Here is a 14,414-nt window from a genome sequence, read left to right as displayed (position 1 = left end):
CCCCTCCACCGCCTTCGGCGGTCCCCCTCCCCCAAGGGGGGAGGATTCTAGCCAAACTTGACCGTCCGCCCGAACCGGGAGAACACCGGTCCATCAATCGGGGGCTTGGGACGACATGAACCGTATTTCCGACCGCTTTCTGCAACTGGGCGTGCTGGCCGCGCTGACCGGCATGAGCCTGGGCGTCTACATGGGCGCCACCCAGAACTTCACCCTCTCGCCGGTGCACGCCCACATCAACCTGCTGGGCTGGGTGTCGATGCTGCTCTACGGCCTGTTCTATCGCGCCTTCCCGCAGGCCGGTCAGACCAAGCTGGCCGTCGTGCACTTCTGGGTCGCCGTGCTGGGCTTCCTGATCATGGTGCCGTCGCTGGCCGCCGAGATGCTGGGCCACAAGGAAATCGCGCCGGTGCTCGGGGCCGCCTCGGTGGTCGTGCTGCTGTCGATGCTCCTGTTCGTGGTGATCGTGTTCAAAGCCACCTCGGCGAAACCCGCCACGGCCTGATTTTCCAACGGCTCCGCTCGCGAGGCGGCGGAGCCTGGGGTTAGATGGCGGCGTTCTTCGAAAGGACGCCGCCATGGCCCGCCTCGCCCGCGACCCCGCCGCCTGGCCGCAGCTGCGCTACGCCGACTGGGCCGACACCATCGAGACCCTGCACATGTGGACGCAGGTGGTCGGCAAGGTGCGGCTGGCCTACGCGGCGCCGGTGAACCACTGGTGGCACGTCACCCTCTATCCGGACGAGCGCGGCCTGACGACCGGGCCGATGCCCTGCGGCGACCGCTGGTTCGAGGTGACCTTCGACTTCGTCGAGCACCGGCTGGTGGCGCGCACCGACGCCGGCGAGGAATGGTCCAAGCCGCTGAAGCCGCGCACGGTCGCCGACTTCTACGCCAAGCTGATGAAGGGCCTGCGCGGCCTGGGGCTGGAGCCGCACGTGTGGACCACGCCCTGCGAGATCCCCAACCCGATCCCGTTCGAGAAGGACGAGCTGCACCGCGCCTATGATCCGGCGGCGGCCGAGCGCTATCACCGGGTGCTGCTGGGCGCCAAGCGGGTGATGGACCGCTTCCGCGGCGAGTTCCTCGGCAAGGCCAGTCCGACGCACTTCTTCTGGGGCGGCTTCGACCTGGCCTCGACCCGCTTCTCCGGCCGGACCGCGCCGCATCACGGCCCGGTGCCCAACACGCCGGACCGCATCGTGCAGGAGGCCTATTCGCACGAGTGCTACAGCGCCGGCTTCTGGCCGGGCGCGCCCGGCGCCGAGGCCATGTTCTACGCCTACGCCTATCCGGAGCCGGCCGGCTTCAACATGGCCGACGTGCAACCGGAGGGCGCGCGCTACGAGACCAGCCTCGGCGAGTTCGTGCTGCCCTACGAAACGCTGAGGGCCGCGCCCGATCCGGACGCGGCCCTGCTGGCCTTCCTGCAATCCACCTACGACGCGGCCGCCGAGCTCGGCGACTGGGACCGCACGGCGCTGGAGCGCCAGGCCCACATCCCGCCCCCGTCCGAACGGGCCACGCCGCGGCTGAACGCGTAAGCCTTACGCAGCCTTGTCCCAGTCGAGCACGACCTTGCCCGAGCGGCCCGACTTCATCGCCTCAAAGCCTTCGACGTAGCGGTCGTAAGCCAGCCGGTGGGTGATCAGCGGGGTCAGGTCGACGCCGGCCTTCAGCAGGCCCAGCATCTTGCGCCAGGTGTCGAACATCTCGCGGCCGTAGACCCCTTTGATGGTCAGGGCCTTGAGGATGATCTTGCCCCAGTCGGTCTCCATCGGCCGGGACGGGATGCCCAGCAGGGCCAGCCCGCCGCCCATGATCAGGTTGTCGACGCACTGGTTGAAGGCCGACGGCGCGCCCGACATCTCCAGAGCCACGTCGAAGCCGACCTGGATGCCCAGCTCCTTCATGACGTCCTTGAGGTCTTCCTTGGCGACGTTGACGGTGCGCACGTCGGCGACCTTGCGGGCCAGGTCCAGGCGGTACTCGTTGACGTCGGTCAGCACCACGGTGCGGGCGCCGGCGCGGCGCGCCACGGCGGCGGCCATGATGCCGATCGGGCCGGCCCCGGTGACCAGCACGTCCTCGCCCACCAGGTCGAACTGCTGGGCGGTGTGCACGGCGTTGCCGAACGGGTCGAGCATGGACGCCACCTCGAACGACACGTCGTCGGGCAGCGGGATCACGTTGAAGGCCGGGGCCACCACGTACTCGGCGAAGGCGCCCTGCCGGTTCACGCCGATGCCGCGGGTATTCGGGTCCAGGTGGAAGTGGCCGGCCCGGGCGGCGAAGCTGTTCAGGTCGATGACGTGGCCTTCGGCCGAGACGCGCTGGCCGATCTTCAGCGGACGGTCGACGTCCTTGCCGATCTCGACGATCTCGCCGGAGAACTCGTGGCCGGTGATCATCGGCACCGGCACGTTCTTCTGGGACCACTCGTCCCAGTTCCAGATGTGGATGTCGGTGCCGCAGATGGCGGTCCGCTTCACGCGGATCAGCACGTCCTCGGGGCCCGGGGTCGGGATCGGAGCCTCGATCAGCTCCAGGCCCTCGGCCGGCTTCATCTTGGCCAGCGCCTTCATGGTCGACGTCATGGGAGAACCTCTACTTGATCAGGAGATCACGCCCAGCTCGCGGCCGACCTTGGTGAAGGCGGCGATCGCGGCGTCGACGTGGTGCGGCTCATGGGCCGCGGACATCTGGGTGCGGATACGGGCGGCGCCGCGCGGCACCACCGGGAAGGAGAAGCCGATCACGTAGATGCCCTCCTCCAGCAGCTTGGCGGCCATGTCCTGGGCCAGCTTGGCGTCGCCCAGCATCACCGGGATGATCGGGTGCTCGCCTTCCAGCAGCTTGAAGCCGGCCGCGGCCATGCCGGCGCGGAAGCGGGCGGCGTTGTCGAACAGCTTCTTGCGCAGCGCGTCGCCTTCCGAACCGGCGGCGATGCGGATCGCCTCCAGGCTGGCGCCGCAGACGGCCGGCGACAGCGCGTTGGAGAACAGGTACGGCCGCGCGCGCTGGCGCAGCAGGTCGACCACTTCCTTGCGGGCGCAGATGAAGCCGCCCATGGCCCCGCCCAGCGCCTTGCCGAAGGTGCCGGTGACGATGTCGACGCGCTTCTCCACGCCGTTCCAGGCGCCCGAGCCGCGGCCCTGTGGCCCGAGGAAGCCGGTGGCGTGGCAGTCGTCGACCATGACCAGGGCGTCGTACTGGTCGGCGAGCGCGCACAGCTGGTCCAGCTTGGCGATGTAGCCGTCCATCGAGAAGGCGCCGTCGGTGGCGATCATGATCTGGCGCGCGCCGGCGGCCTTGGCCTCGGCCAGCTTGGCTTCCAGATCGGCCATGTCGCTGTTGGCGAAGCGATAGCGCTTGGCCTTGCACAGGCGCACGCCGTCGATGATCGAGGCGTGGTTCAGGCTGTCGGAGACGATGGCGTCTTCCTCGCCCAGCAGCGGCTCGAACACCCCGCCGTTGGCGTCGAAGGCGGCCGCGAACAGGATGGAGTCCTCATAGCCGAGGTAGTCGGCGATGGCCCGCTCCAGCTGCTTGTGGATGTCCATGGTGCCGCAGATGAAGCGCACCGACGCCGTGCCGGCGCCCCAGCGCTCGGAAGCCTCGATCGCGGCGCAGGTCACGCGCTCGTCGCCGGCCAGGCCCAGATAGTTGTTGGCGCAGAAGTTCAGCACCTCGCGCTCGCCGCCGCCCGGCAGCTTCACGCGGATGTCGGCGCCCTGGCGGGAGGTGATCACGCGCTCGGGCTTGGTCAGGCCCTGGGCATCGATGTCGGCGAGTTCGCTGCGAACCCGGCCGTAGAAATCTTCACGCATGCGGGCGTCCTTTCGTCGGGCGGGACCGTTACTGCGTTCGCGCTCCCATTTCCACCACCTCCTCCGCCGCAGGAACCATGCCTCCCCGATGGGGTTGAGCCGGGAACGGAGGGCGAGCCATGGCCGAAAGCAAAGCCCCGCAACCCCGAGAGGTGGTGATCGATCCCCCTGGCGTGGGCGCGTTCCTCGAGGTGCCGGACCGCGCCAAGGGCCTAGTCATCTTCGCGCACGGCAGCGGCTCCAGCCGCTTCAGCCCGCGCCACGCCTATGTGGCCAAGGAGCTGAACCGCGCCGGCTTCGCGACCCTGCTGGCCGACCTGCTCACCCACGGCGAGGAGGAGGACCGGCGCAACGTTTTCGACATCGAGCTTTTGTCGAAACGGCTGCTGCGCGTCGCGCAGTGGGCGTCGGAATATCCCAAGACCCGCGACCTGCCGGTCGGCCTGTTCGGGGCGTCGACCGGCGCCGCCGCGGCCCTGGTGGCGGCGGCCGATCCGCACCTGAACCCGGCCTGCGTGGTCTCGCGCGGCGGCCGGCCCGACCTGGCCGGCGAATACCTGGCCGAGGTGCGCGCGCCCGTGCTGCTGCTGGTCGGCAGCCTGGACGGCCCGGTCATCGACCTCAACCGCATGGCCTTCGACCGGCTGAGCGACGCGACCCTGATCATCGTGCCCGGCGCCGGCCACCTGTTCGAGGAGCCCGGCGCCATGGACGAAGTGGTGACCCAGGCCATCGACTTCTTCGGCCAGAAGTTCGCCGGACCGTCGGAGCGGGAGAACCACCGTGGCGTTCCGCGCCCAAATCTTCGCTGACCGCCGCGAGGCCGGCCGTCGGCTGGCCTCGGCCCTCGAGCATCTGAAGGACCAGGCCCCGGTCGTCCTCGCCCTGCCGCGCGGCGGCGTGCCGGTCGGCTTCGAGGTGGCCAAGGCCCTGAAGGCGCCGCTGGACGTGCTGCTGGTGCGCAAGATCGGCGCCCCCGGCCACGAGGAGCTGGGCGTCGGCGCCGTGGTCGACGGAGCCGAGCCGCAGATCGTGGTCAACCAGGAGATCGCCCGGCACCTGGGCCTCACCCGCGAATGGATCGAACAGGGCGCCAAACGCCAGCTGGAGGAGATCGAGCGGCGCCGGAAACTCTATCTGGGCGGCGTCCCGCCGGTCTCCCTGGAGGGCCGCACCGCCGTGGTGGTCGACGACGGCATCGCCACCGGCGGCACGGTGCACGCCGCGCTGAAGGCGCTCAGTCGCTCCAGCGCCCGGCGCGTGGTGCTGGCCGTGCCGGTCGCCCCGCCAGAGACCATCGCCCAGCTGAAGGGCGAGACCGACGAGGTGGTCTGCCTGGAGACCCCCGACCCGTTCATGGCGGTGGGAATCTTCTACGCGGACTTCGCCCAGACCGACGACGAGGAGGTCGTGCGCCTGCTCAAGGAAGCCCGCGACTCGCCGTCGGCCGCCGCAGAGCGACCGGGCGGGCCCGAGCCCCGCCCCTCGCCGCGCGGCTGATCCTTCCGACGTCGGGCTTCGTCGCACCGCGCTGGCGGCGCCAGCTGGGCTATGCCTCCTTCCGCGGCGAAGGCGGAGGAGAACAATCGCCAATGCGTAGCACCACGATTCTGAGCGGCGTGATCGCCGTCCTGCTGGCGACCAGCGCGTCAGCCAAGACCCCCGCCGCCAGCCCCGACGACGTCGCCGCCGCCGAACGGGCCTTCGCCGCCCTGGCGCAGGAGGTCGGCATCGTGGACAGCTTCCGCGCCAACGCCGCGCCCGAAGGCGTCGTCTTCAGCCCCGATCCGATCAACGCCCAGGCCAACCTGGCCGCGCAGAAAAGCGAAAAGGGTCCGCCCTTCCTGAAGTGGTGGCCGATCTGGGCCGGCGTCGCCGCCTCCGGCGACCTCGGCTTCACCACCGGCCCGGCCACCTACGACGACAAGTCGATCGGCTACTACTTCACCGTCTGGGCGAAGCAGCCGGACGGCTCCTGGAAATGGCTGCTGGACCACGGGTCCGGCCCGGTTACGGGCGACCTGCCGGGCACGGACACTCCGTTGAACCGCCTGGCCGTCAGCTCGGCGCGTTCGCCGTCCGCCAAGCGCGCCTACGCCGGCGTGCAGGCCGCCGAAGCCCGCCTGAACGCCGACATGACCGCCGACCCCGCAGGCGCCTTCGCCGCGGTCATCGTAGACGACACCCGCGTCATGGGCCTGGGCACGCAGCTGACCACCGGCCGCGAGGCGACCGTCGCCGCCCTCGCCCGCCGCCCCGCCGGCATGACCGCCACCCCGCTGGCCGGCGCCGCCTCCAAGGCCGGCGACTTCGCCTACACCTACGGCGACGTCCGCTGGACCGGCAAGAACGGCCCCCGGCGCGGTCACTACGTGCGCATCTGGCAGAAGCGCGCCGGCGGCTGGCGGCTGGTCTTCGACGAGGTGGTGATGGTCCGCCAGCCGGGCTGAGCCCGGCCGCCTACAGCTTCTCCGGGCGCGCTCTCCGGGTTCGACCCGAGCGGGGCGGCGAAACTGCGCGGCTCGCCGCCGGTTTCCGCCCCGCGCGGCCGGGTCCGCGCCCGGAGAAGCCCATGACGCGCGCCTTCCTCCCCCTCGCCGCCCTCGCGACCGCAGCGACGCTGAGCGGCTGCGCCAGCGACGCTGAGATGTCGTCGCCGGCCGGATCGGGCGCGACCACCACCTCCGCCCGCTACACCTGCACCGACGGCTTCGCCTTCGCCGTGCGCTTCACCACCGAGACGCAGCAGGTGATGACCTTCAAGCGGACGGTGCCGACCACCCGCACCACCGCCACCCTGCTGCTGCAGAACGCCCCCTCGCCGATCCTGGAGGGCCAGCCGGTCGGCTCGGGCATCCACTACGCCGGCCAGGGCTACGACCTGCGCGGCAAAGGCGACGCCGCCACCCTGACCAGCCCCGACGGCAAGGTGCGCGACTGCCGCGCCGGCGCCTGACGGCTCACGCCTTCTTGGTTTCCTCGAACTCCGACAGGTCGCGCTCGAGAAACCAGCTCAGCGCCGTGCGGATGGTGGCGATGGCCGCCAGCTGGCCGATGTCGTCCCAGGTCGGCGCGACCGCCGTACGGACGATGTCGGCCCCGAGCGCGAACTCCAGGGCCAACAGGATCCAGGAGGCGAAGCGCAGCCAGATCTCCCGCTTGGCCTGGGCCGAGCCGGTGCGCTGCACGGCCTGCCACACGATGCGCCAGCCCGCCTCCAGCGCGCCGATCGCCACCAGGGCGACGGTGGCGAACTCCGCGCCGCGGGCGACCACCTCCACGAACAGTTCGAGCCACGTCCGCATGCCGACCTCCAGGGGCGCCAGCAGAGCAGCCCGCAGGCCGTAACGACATCGGGGCTATTCCCGATCCGCCGGAGGAAAGGCCCCCGCCTTCGGAACATGCGCTCCGGATTTCTCCGGATGGCGCGGGAGCGGCCGCGGTGATGCATTTCGCCCTCGCTCCGGAGGCCGTCCGTGACGTTCGAGCTCAACCGCCGCAGCTTCGGCCTGGCTGGCCTCGCCGCCGCCCTCGGCCTCGCCGCGCCCGCGAACTCGAGCGCGGCCGAGGATCCGCTGCCGTCCTGGAACGACGGCCCGGCCAAGCGCGCCCTGCTGGCCTTCGTCCGGCGCGTCACCACCCAGGGGCCGGACTTCGTCGCCCCGGCCGAGCGCATCGCCACCTTCGACAACGACGGCACCTTGTGGGCGGAGATGCCCGTCTATTTCGAGGTCCTGTTCGCCGTCGACCGCGGCCGCGAGATGGCGGCCAAGGACCCGAGCCTGGCCGGGCGCGAGCCGTACAAGTCGCTGGTCGAGAAGGGCGCGGCCGGGCTGACCGGCCTGACCCAGGCGCAGGTCGTGGAGCTGGTCGCCGCCACCCACTCGGGCATGACCACCGAGCAGTTCCTTGAGATCGCCCGGGCCTGGTTCGCCACCGCACGTCACCCGACCACGAAGCGGCTCTACACCCAGATGGTCTACCAGCCGCAGCTGGAGCTGCTGGCCTGGCTGCGCCGCGAGGGCTTCAAGACCTTTATCGTCTCCGGCGGCGGGGTCGACTTCATGCGGGCCTTCGCCGAGCCGGTCTATGGCGTGCCGCCCGAGCAGGTGATCGGCTCCAGCGCCGAGACCCGCTGGGAGATGCGCGAGGGCGTCCCGGTCCTGGTCAAGCTGCCCAAGGTGCGCAGCGTCGACGACAAGGACGGCAAGCCGATCAACATCGAGCTGCAGATCGGACGCCGACCGATCCTGGCCTTCGGCAATTCCGACGGCGATCTGGAGATGCTGCAGTGGACGCAGGCCGGTCCGGGCGCGCGGCTGATGCTGCTGGTCCACCACGACGACGCGGTGCGCGAGTGGGCCTACGACCGCGAGTCCAAGATCGGCCGCCTGGACAAGGCCTGGGACGCGGCGGTCAAGAACGGCTGGACCGTGGTGAGCATGAAGCGGGAGTGGAAGCAGATCTTCCCACCCGAATAATTACCAATAATTAACGGCGCAGCGTAGCAGCACGCACCCTTGTCGGGGTTCGAATATTTCAGATTGCCAAAAGTTCACGACCCGCAATCGGAACACGCACCCATTCCACGCGGTATTTCCACGACTTCCGCGACGGAAGCTCCACCGAAAACCTACGACAACTTGCACTCACGAGGTTTCGATATGCGCAAGCTCCTCACCGGCGCCCTGTTCGCCGTCGCAACGCTTGTCCCCGCCGCCACCGTGTTCGCGTCCGATCCGCTGTTCGAACGCCAGAACTGGACCCAGGCCTCCGAACGCCGCCTCGACCGGGCGCTGGGCGACAACTACATCCCCGCCTCGACCCGTCCGGCCACCAAGATCGGCGAAGTGTCGATGGCCATGGACGACCGCGGCGACCTGTCCAACCCGCAGATGACCCGCTCGACCGGCGAAGCCAACGCCGACGCCATGCTGATGACCGCCGCCAACCGGCTGGACACCCTGCCCCGGCCTCCGTCCAGCGTCGCGGCCCGCACCGTGCTGCTGCGCGTGGCCTTCATCACCCCCTCGGGCGTGGCCCCGTGGACGCAATTCCGTCAGACCCGCCAGCCCTACGTCTATGTCGAGCAGGCCGAGCGCAACTCCGACTCCGTCGTGGTGATCGGCGCCGTCCGCTGATCCCGCGCCGTCCGTAAGCCCGGGTCCGACCCCCGGGCGCGGACCGCTTGTACGGCCCAGCTTCTCGGGGCGCCCGCCGCACAGGCTCAGGCGAACCCCCGATCCCCCGGCGTCCGCGTCCGTGCCCTACTGAGCGTTCCGCGGCAGGAGCGCGGCAGCGATGGCCGACCCCACTCCCCCGACTTCCGACGTCCTGATCGGCGGCGACGCCAGCACCACCCTGTCGTCGAACCGCACCGCCCTGTCCTTCGAGCGGACGCGGATGAGCGCCGACCGCACGCTGATGTCGGTGGTGCGCACGGCGCTGTCGCTGATCGGCTTCGGCTTCACCATTTCCGAGGCCTTTCACCAGCTGCACAAGTCCGGCTCGCTGGCGGTGGGCGACCACTCGGCCCGCAACTTCGGCCTGGCGCTGATCCTGCTGGGGATCGCCATGCTGGTCATGGGCCTGGTCACCCACTCGCGCTTCAGCCACGAGCTGACCGACCGGCGCGAGCGGCTCTACTCGGTCCAGCTCATGCGCCGCTCGGTGCAGTACCGCATGACCCCGACCTTCATCACCACCGCCCTGTTGCTGGCCATCGGCGTCGCCGCCGCGCTCAGCATCATCATCCGGATCGCCTACAACTCATGACAGTCGAGCCCCTCGCCGCAGAGCCGCCCGCCACGCGCACGCCGCCGAGCCCCGGCATGGTCTGGATCGAGGGCGGCGGCTTCCGCATGGGCTCCGACCGTCACTACGCCGAGGAGGCCCCGGCGCGGCGCGTCAGCGTCGACGGCTTCTGGATCGACGCCGAGCCGGTGACCAACCGGCGCTTCGCCGAGTTCGTTGACGCCACCGGCTGGACCACCTTCGCCGAGATCGCCCCCGACCCGAAGGACTACCCCGGCGCCCTGCCGGAGATGCTGAGGGCCGCCTCGCTGGTCTTCACGCCGACCAGCGGCCCGGTCGACCTGCGCCGCTGCTTCAGCTGGTGGACCTTCCAGCCCGGGGCCGACTGGCGCCACCCGACCGGACCGGGCAGCTCCCTCGACGGGCTGGAGGAACATCCGGTGGTTCACGTGTCCTGGCACGACGTCGCCGCCTACGCCGCCTGGGCGGGGCTGGACCTGCCCACCGAGGCCGAGTGGGAGTTCGCCGCCAAGGGCGGGCTGGACGAGGCGGAGTACGCCTGGGGCGACGAGCTGGAGCCGGACGGCCGGCACATGGCCAACGTCTGGCAGGGCCGCTTCCCGTGGGAGAACCTGGCCCTGGACGGCTTCACGCGCACCTCCCCGGCGGGCAGCTATCCGCCGAACGGCTACGGCCTCCACGACATGATCGGCAACGTCTGGGAATGGACGAAGGACTGGTGGTCGGCGACCCGCCCGGTCGCCGCCGACAAGCCCTGCTGCGGCGCGCGCAACCCGCGCGGCGGCCGCGAGGAGGACAGCTACGATCCGGCCCAGCCGCAGATCCGCATCCCCCGCAAGGTGCTGAAGGGCGGCTCGCACCTGTGCGCGCCCAGCTACTGCCGCCGCTACCGGCCCGCCGCCCGCCACGCCGAGCCGATCGACACCTCGACCAGCCATGTCGGCTTCCGCTGCGTGAAGCGGCCCTGATCCTCCCCTAGGCATTCCACACCGGCCGCCTCGGGCCGCAGCCCGATGCAGAAGCCGGGCGCGATCTGCGCCAATGCGCGCTCCCCAGACTGAGGGCGTAGCCATGGCCGACATCCAGCGCGAAATCCTGCCCATCCCGTCGCAGCCGTACGAAGGCTTCGTGGCCTACGACGCCAAGGACCCCGAGGCGAAATTCCCGCCGATCCCGCAACTGCGCCCGCCCAAGGGCGCGCCGAACGTGCTGATCGTGCTGATCGACGACGCCGGCTTCGGCGCCGCCAGCGCCTTCGGCGGGCCGTGCGCCACGCCGACGGCCGAGCGGCTGGCCGGCCACGGCCTGCGCTTCAACCGCTTCCACACCACCGCCCTGTGCTCGCCCACCCGCCAGGCCCTGCTGACCGGGCGCAACCACCACACGGTGGGCATGGGGGCCATCACCGAGATCGCCACCGGCGCGCCGGGCTATTCCTCGGTGCTGCCCAACACCTGCTCGCCGATCGCGCGCACCCTGAAGCTGAACGGCTACGCCACGGCCCAGTTCGGCAAGTGCCACGAGGTGCCGGTGTGGGAGACCTCGCCTGTCGGCCCGTTCGACGCCTGGCCCACCGGCGGCGGCGGCTTCGAATACTTCTACGGCTTCATCGGCGGCGAGGCGCACCAGTGGTACCCGTCGATCTACGAGGGGACCACGCCGGTCGAGCCCGAGAAGACGCCCGAGCAGGGCTATCACTTCATGGCCGACATGACCGACAAGGCGATCGCCTGGGTCGGCCAGCAGAAGGCCCTGACGCCGGACAAGCCGTTCTTCATGTACTTCGCGCCGGGCGCCACCCACGCCCCGCACCACGTGCCCAAGGACTGGGCCGACAGGTACAAGGGCAAGTTCGACGCCGGCTGGGACGCGCTGCGCGAGGAGATCTTCGCCCGCCAGAAGAAGCTCGGCGTCATTCCCCAGGACTGCAAGCTGACGCCCCGGCACAAGGAAATCCCCGCCTGGGACGACATGCCGGAGAACCTCAAGCCGGTGCTGCGTCGGCAGATGGAGGTCTACGCCGGCTTCCTGGAGTTCGCCGACCACCACGTCGGCCGGCTGATCGACACGCTCGACAAGCTGCACGTGCTCGAGGACACGCTGGTGTTCTACATCATCGGCGACAACGGGGCCTCGGCCGAAGGCACGCTGAACGGCACCTTCAACGAGATGATCAACTTCAACGGGGCTTCGGCGCTGGAGACGCCCGAGTTCCTGAACGCCCACATCGACCAGCTGGGCGGGCCGACCTCCTACAACCACTACGCCGTCGGCTGGGCCCACGCCCTGGACACGCCCTACCAGTGGACCAAGCAGGTGGCCTCGCACTTCGGCGGCACCCGCAACGGCACCATCGTGCACTGGCCGCACGGCGTGCGCGGCGAGGGCGAGCTGCGCACCCAGTTCCACCACGTGATCGACATCGCCCCCACCATCCTGGAGGCGGCCGGCCTGCCCCAGCCGGCGATGGTCAACGGCGTGCAGCAGCAGCCGATCGAAGGGGTCAGCATGCTGTACGCCTTCAACGACGCAAGCGCGGCCGAGCGGCACGAGACCCAGTACTTCGAGATGTTCGGCAACCGCGGCGTCTACCACAAGGGCTGGACCGCGGTGACCCGGCACAAGACGCCCTGGCTGCTGGTCGGCGAGAAGACGCCGGCCTTCGAGGACGACGTCTGGGAGCTCTACGACACCAGCAAGGACTGGAGCCAGGCCGAGGACGTGTCGAAGCAGTTTCCCGACAAGCTGCGCGAGCTGAAGCGGCTGTTCCTGATCGAGGCGGCCCGCCACAACGTGCTGCCGCTGGACGACCGCGGCATGGAGCGGGGTGATCCCGACATCGCCGGCCGCCCGGTGCTGATCCGCGGCAACAGCCAGATCCTGTTCGGGGCCATGGGCCGGCTGTCCGAGAACTCGGTGCTGAACCTGAAGAACAAGTCGCACTCGGTCACCGCCGAGATCGAGGTGCCCGACGGAGGCGCCGAGGGCGTGATCGTCGCGCAGGGCGGCAACATCGGCGGCTGGAGCCTGTACGCCAAGGGCGGCAAGCTGAAGTACTGCTACAATTTCCTCGGCCTGAAGCAGTTCTTCGTCGAGGCTGGCGCGCCCCTGGCGCCGGGCAAGCGCCAGGTGCGCATGGAGTTCGCCTACGACGGCGGCGGCATGGGCAAGGGCGGGACCGCCACCCTGTTCGTCGATGGCGAGCAAGTCGGCCAGGGCCGGGTCGAGGCCACCGCCGCCATCGTGTTCTCCGCCGACGACGGCCTGGACGTGGGCCGCGACAGCGCCGCGCCCGTGTCGCCGGACTACGGCGCGCAAGGCAACGCCTTCAACGGCATGGTCCGCGGCGTGCAGCTGGCCATCGCCCAGGACGCCAAGTCGGCCGACCACCTGGTCGACCCGCAGCAGGCGCTGGCCGTGGCCATGGCCCGGCAATAGGCGTCGGGTGTTTCCGACGCGGGCTCCGGCATGTCCGCCCCCCGCGTCCGGTCCAGACCCGATGCCCCGAAACGCGCGGACGTAGTCGAATGCGCGCGGGTCGGCCCTCCCCCGGCCGGCCCGGCGCTGGCGGCGCCTGATCCGCTTTCTTTCCTCCCAGGCCTGAGGCGGCGCATCCCCTGCGCCGCCTCTTTCTTGTGGGGCGGCGACGACAGGACCGGCGCAAAATAGCCGCGGTATTCCGGCGTTCCGCCGCCCCGCCTGAGGGTTTGACCTGATTGGCGGGCGGCCGCCCCGAGGCGACGTTGCCGTCGGACCTCGGCGGAAGGAGTTGGCGATGCCACGGACCACGGCCGTTCAGATGGACCTCGCGACGGCGCGACGGCTGCTCGCCGCGGCGGCGGGCGCGACCGCCGTCGTTCTCGCCCTTCCCGCCCCGGCGCCGGCCCAGACGCCAGCCTCAATGCCGACCCAGACGCCGCCCGCGGTCCAGTCCGCGGTGCAGAAGCCGGTCGCGGCTCCGGCCCAGGCCGCGCCGGCTCAGGCGCCGCCGGCCGTGGACCCGAAGGTCATCGACGCGATGAACAAGATGGGCGCCTTCCTGCGCGACCAGAAGGTGTTCGAACTGACCGCCCGGACCACCAACGACGTCGTTCTGGACGACGACACCGTGGTCAAGTTCGACGGCGTGAACACCTACAAGGCCAAGCGTCCCGACGCCCTGTTCGTCGACGTCGACACCGACCGCAAGCGCCGCCAGTTCTTCTACGACGGCAAGACCCTGACCATCTACGCGCCGCGACAGAAGTACTACGCCCAGGTCGCCGCCCCCGGCACCATCCACGAGCTGCTGGACAAGCTGGAGGACGACCTCGGCGTGGATATGCCGCTGGACGACCTGTTCTACTGGGGCACGCCGGACTCCGGCCTCAATGAGCTGACCGCGGCCCAGTACATCGGCTACGCCCGCGTCGACGGCCACGACACCGACCAGTTCGCCTTCAGCCAGCCCGGCCTCGACTGGCAGCTGTGGATCGACCGCGGCGAACAGCCCCTGCCGCGCAAACTCGTGATCATCCACACCGACCAGGACGAGCGGCCGCAATACGAAGCGCGGCTGGACTGGCGCCTGCGGCCGAACTTCACCGCCGACGCCTTCACCTTCAGCCCGCCGGCCGACGCCAAGCCGATCCAGATCGTCTCGCTCGGCGCGCTCCAACAGGAAGGAACCGCGCCATGACCTCCCTCTCCAAGCGCGTCGCCCGCCTGATCGGCGGCCTCGTCCCCGTCCTGGCCTTCATCGTGATCTCGACCCCCTTCGACGCCGACGCGCGGCCCACCCGCGGCGGCGGCGGCGGCAGCATGCGCCTG

The 14,414-nt window shown here is 70.3% G+C and carries 15 protein-coding genes; 12 read left to right on the top strand and 3 right to left on the bottom strand.

What is annotated here, in order from left to right; genetic code table 11:
• The first annotated feature begins 115 nt into the window (after window positions 1-115).
• Window positions 116-505, top strand: coding sequence for a hypothetical protein (locus G3573_RS13400; RefSeq protein ID WP_163261709.1), 390 nt, complete (start codon window positions 116-118; stop codon window positions 503-505).
• Between the two features lie 73 nt (window positions 506-578).
• Window positions 579-1,544: a DUF5996 family protein gene (locus G3573_RS13395; protein WP_163261707.1), complete on the top strand. Its 966-nt coding sequence runs from the start codon at window positions 579-581 to the stop codon at window positions 1,542-1,544.
• A 3-nt stretch (window positions 1,545-1,547) separates the two neighbouring features.
• Here the strand turns inward: G3573_RS13395 and tdh are convergent, their stop codons facing one another.
• Together tdh and G3573_RS13385 are read right to left on the bottom strand one after the other, a co-directional pair.
• Complete coding sequence (gene tdh / locus G3573_RS13390) at window positions 1,548-2,585, bottom strand: L-threonine 3-dehydrogenase (protein WP_205598245.1); 1,038 nt, start codon at window positions 2,583-2,585, stop codon at window positions 1,548-1,550.
• Between the two features lie 30 nt (window positions 2,586-2,615).
• Complete coding sequence (locus G3573_RS13385; protein WP_163261703.1) at window positions 2,616-3,830, bottom strand: glycine C-acetyltransferase; 1,215 nt, start codon at window positions 3,828-3,830, stop codon at window positions 2,616-2,618.
• A gap of 119 nt (window positions 3,831-3,949) precedes the next feature.
• Between G3573_RS13385 and G3573_RS13380 the strand changes: the two genes are divergently transcribed.
• From G3573_RS13380 to G3573_RS13365, 4 genes are all read left to right on the top strand, one after another.
• Window positions 3,950-4,642: an alpha/beta hydrolase gene (locus G3573_RS13380; RefSeq protein WP_163261701.1), complete on the top strand. Its 693-nt coding sequence runs from the start codon at window positions 3,950-3,952 to the stop codon at window positions 4,640-4,642.
• Entirely contained in the window at window positions 4,614-5,330 is a 717-nt protein-coding gene (locus tag G3573_RS13375; RefSeq protein ID WP_163261699.1) for a phosphoribosyltransferase, read from the top strand. The genes G3573_RS13380 and G3573_RS13375 overlap by 29 nt, the downstream gene beginning before the upstream one ends.
• A 92-nt stretch (window positions 5,331-5,422) precedes the next feature.
• Entirely contained in the window at window positions 5,423-6,280 is an 858-nt protein-coding gene (locus tag G3573_RS13370) for a nuclear transport factor 2 family protein (protein ID WP_163261697.1), read from the top strand.
• Between the two features lie 122 nt (window positions 6,281-6,402).
• Window positions 6,403-6,786 carry an MliC family protein gene (locus G3573_RS13365; protein WP_163261695.1) on the top strand — a complete coding sequence of 128 codons (384 nt, stop codon included), beginning with the start codon at window positions 6,403-6,405 and terminating at the stop codon, window positions 6,784-6,786.
• A gap of 4 nt (window positions 6,787-6,790) precedes the next feature.
• Here the strand turns inward: G3573_RS13365 and G3573_RS13360 are convergent, their stop codons facing one another.
• Window positions 6,791-7,135 (bottom strand): DUF1622 domain-containing protein, encoded by a 345-nt coding sequence (locus G3573_RS13360; RefSeq protein WP_163261693.1) that lies wholly within the window; start codon window positions 7,133-7,135, stop codon window positions 6,791-6,793.
• Window positions 7,136-7,306: 171 nt separating this feature from the next.
• Between G3573_RS13360 and G3573_RS13355 the strand changes: the two genes are divergently transcribed.
• From G3573_RS13355 to G3573_RS13330, 6 genes are all read left to right on the top strand, one after another.
• Window positions 7,307-8,311, top strand: a complete 1,005-nt coding sequence (locus G3573_RS13355) for an HAD family hydrolase (protein ID WP_205598244.1) — start codon at window positions 7,307-7,309, stop codon at window positions 8,309-8,311.
• A 183-nt stretch (window positions 8,312-8,494) separates the two neighbouring features.
• Complete coding sequence (locus tag G3573_RS13350; protein WP_163261691.1) at window positions 8,495-8,971, top strand: hypothetical protein; 477 nt, start codon at window positions 8,495-8,497, stop codon at window positions 8,969-8,971.
• Window positions 8,972-9,131: 160 nt separating this feature from the next.
• Window positions 9,132-9,605, top strand: coding sequence for a DUF202 domain-containing protein (locus G3573_RS13345; protein WP_163261689.1), 474 nt, complete (start codon window positions 9,132-9,134; stop codon window positions 9,603-9,605).
• Window positions 9,602-10,573: a formylglycine-generating enzyme family protein gene (locus tag G3573_RS13340; RefSeq protein ID WP_163261687.1), complete on the top strand. Its 972-nt coding sequence runs from the start codon at window positions 9,602-9,604 to the stop codon at window positions 10,571-10,573. The genes G3573_RS13345 and G3573_RS13340 overlap by 4 nt, the downstream gene beginning before the upstream one ends.
• Before the next feature lie 103 nt (window positions 10,574-10,676).
• On the top strand, window positions 10,677-13,043 hold the full coding sequence (locus tag G3573_RS13335; protein WP_163261685.1) for an arylsulfatase: 2,367 nt from the start codon (window positions 10,677-10,679) through the stop codon (window positions 13,041-13,043).
• Between the two features lie 337 nt (window positions 13,044-13,380).
• Window positions 13,381-14,283, top strand: coding sequence for a DUF2092 domain-containing protein (locus G3573_RS13330; RefSeq protein ID WP_163261683.1), 903 nt, complete (start codon window positions 13,381-13,383; stop codon window positions 14,281-14,283).
• Window positions 14,284-14,414: the final 131 nt, after the last annotated feature.

Source organism: Caulobacter sp. 17J65-9 (assembly GCF_010975005.1).
GTDB lineage: Bacteria > Pseudomonadota > Alphaproteobacteria > Caulobacterales > Caulobacteraceae > 17J80-11.
Note: the sequence above shows the minus strand (reverse complement) of the source record. Positions and strands in the feature narration are given on the sequence as shown.

What these genes read in the sequence shown, in the direction of transcription:
- G3573_RS13400 (WP_163261709.1), top strand. Translation starts at nt 116, where the DNA reads ATGAACCGTATTTCCGACCGCTTTCTGCAACTGGGCGTGCTGGCCGCG.
- G3573_RS13380 (WP_163261701.1), top strand. Translation starts at nt 3,950, where the DNA reads ATGGCCGAAAGCAAAGCCCCGCAACCCCGAGAGGTGGTGATCGATCCC.
- G3573_RS13370 (WP_163261697.1), top strand. Translation starts at nt 5,423, where the DNA reads ATGCGTAGCACCACGATTCTGAGCGGCGTGATCGCCGTCCTGCTGGCG.
- tdh (WP_205598245.1), bottom strand. Translation starts at nt 2,585, where the DNA reads ATGAAGGCGCTGGCCAAGATGAAGCCGGCCGAGGGCCTGGAGCTGATC.
- G3573_RS13330 (WP_163261683.1), top strand. Translation starts at nt 13,381, where the DNA reads ATGCCACGGACCACGGCCGTTCAGATGGACCTCGCGACGGCGCGACGG.
- G3573_RS13345 (WP_163261689.1), top strand. Translation starts at nt 9,132, where the DNA reads ATGGCCGACCCCACTCCCCCGACTTCCGACGTCCTGATCGGCGGCGAC.
- G3573_RS13360 (WP_163261693.1), bottom strand. Translation starts at nt 7,135, where the DNA reads ATGCGGACGTGGCTCGAACTGTTCGTGGAGGTGGTCGCCCGCGGCGCG.
- G3573_RS13365 (WP_163261695.1), top strand. Translation starts at nt 6,403, where the DNA reads ATGACGCGCGCCTTCCTCCCCCTCGCCGCCCTCGCGACCGCAGCGACG.
- G3573_RS13340 (WP_163261687.1), top strand. Translation starts at nt 9,602, where the DNA reads ATGACAGTCGAGCCCCTCGCCGCAGAGCCGCCCGCCACGCGCACGCCG.
- G3573_RS13395 (WP_163261707.1), top strand. Translation starts at nt 579, where the DNA reads ATGGCCCGCCTCGCCCGCGACCCCGCCGCCTGGCCGCAGCTGCGCTAC.
- G3573_RS13385 (WP_163261703.1), bottom strand. Translation starts at nt 3,830, where the DNA reads ATGCGTGAAGATTTCTACGGCCGGGTTCGCAGCGAACTCGCCGACATC.
- G3573_RS13350 (WP_163261691.1), top strand. Translation starts at nt 8,495, where the DNA reads ATGCGCAAGCTCCTCACCGGCGCCCTGTTCGCCGTCGCAACGCTTGTC.
- G3573_RS13335 (WP_163261685.1), top strand. Translation starts at nt 10,677, where the DNA reads ATGGCCGACATCCAGCGCGAAATCCTGCCCATCCCGTCGCAGCCGTAC.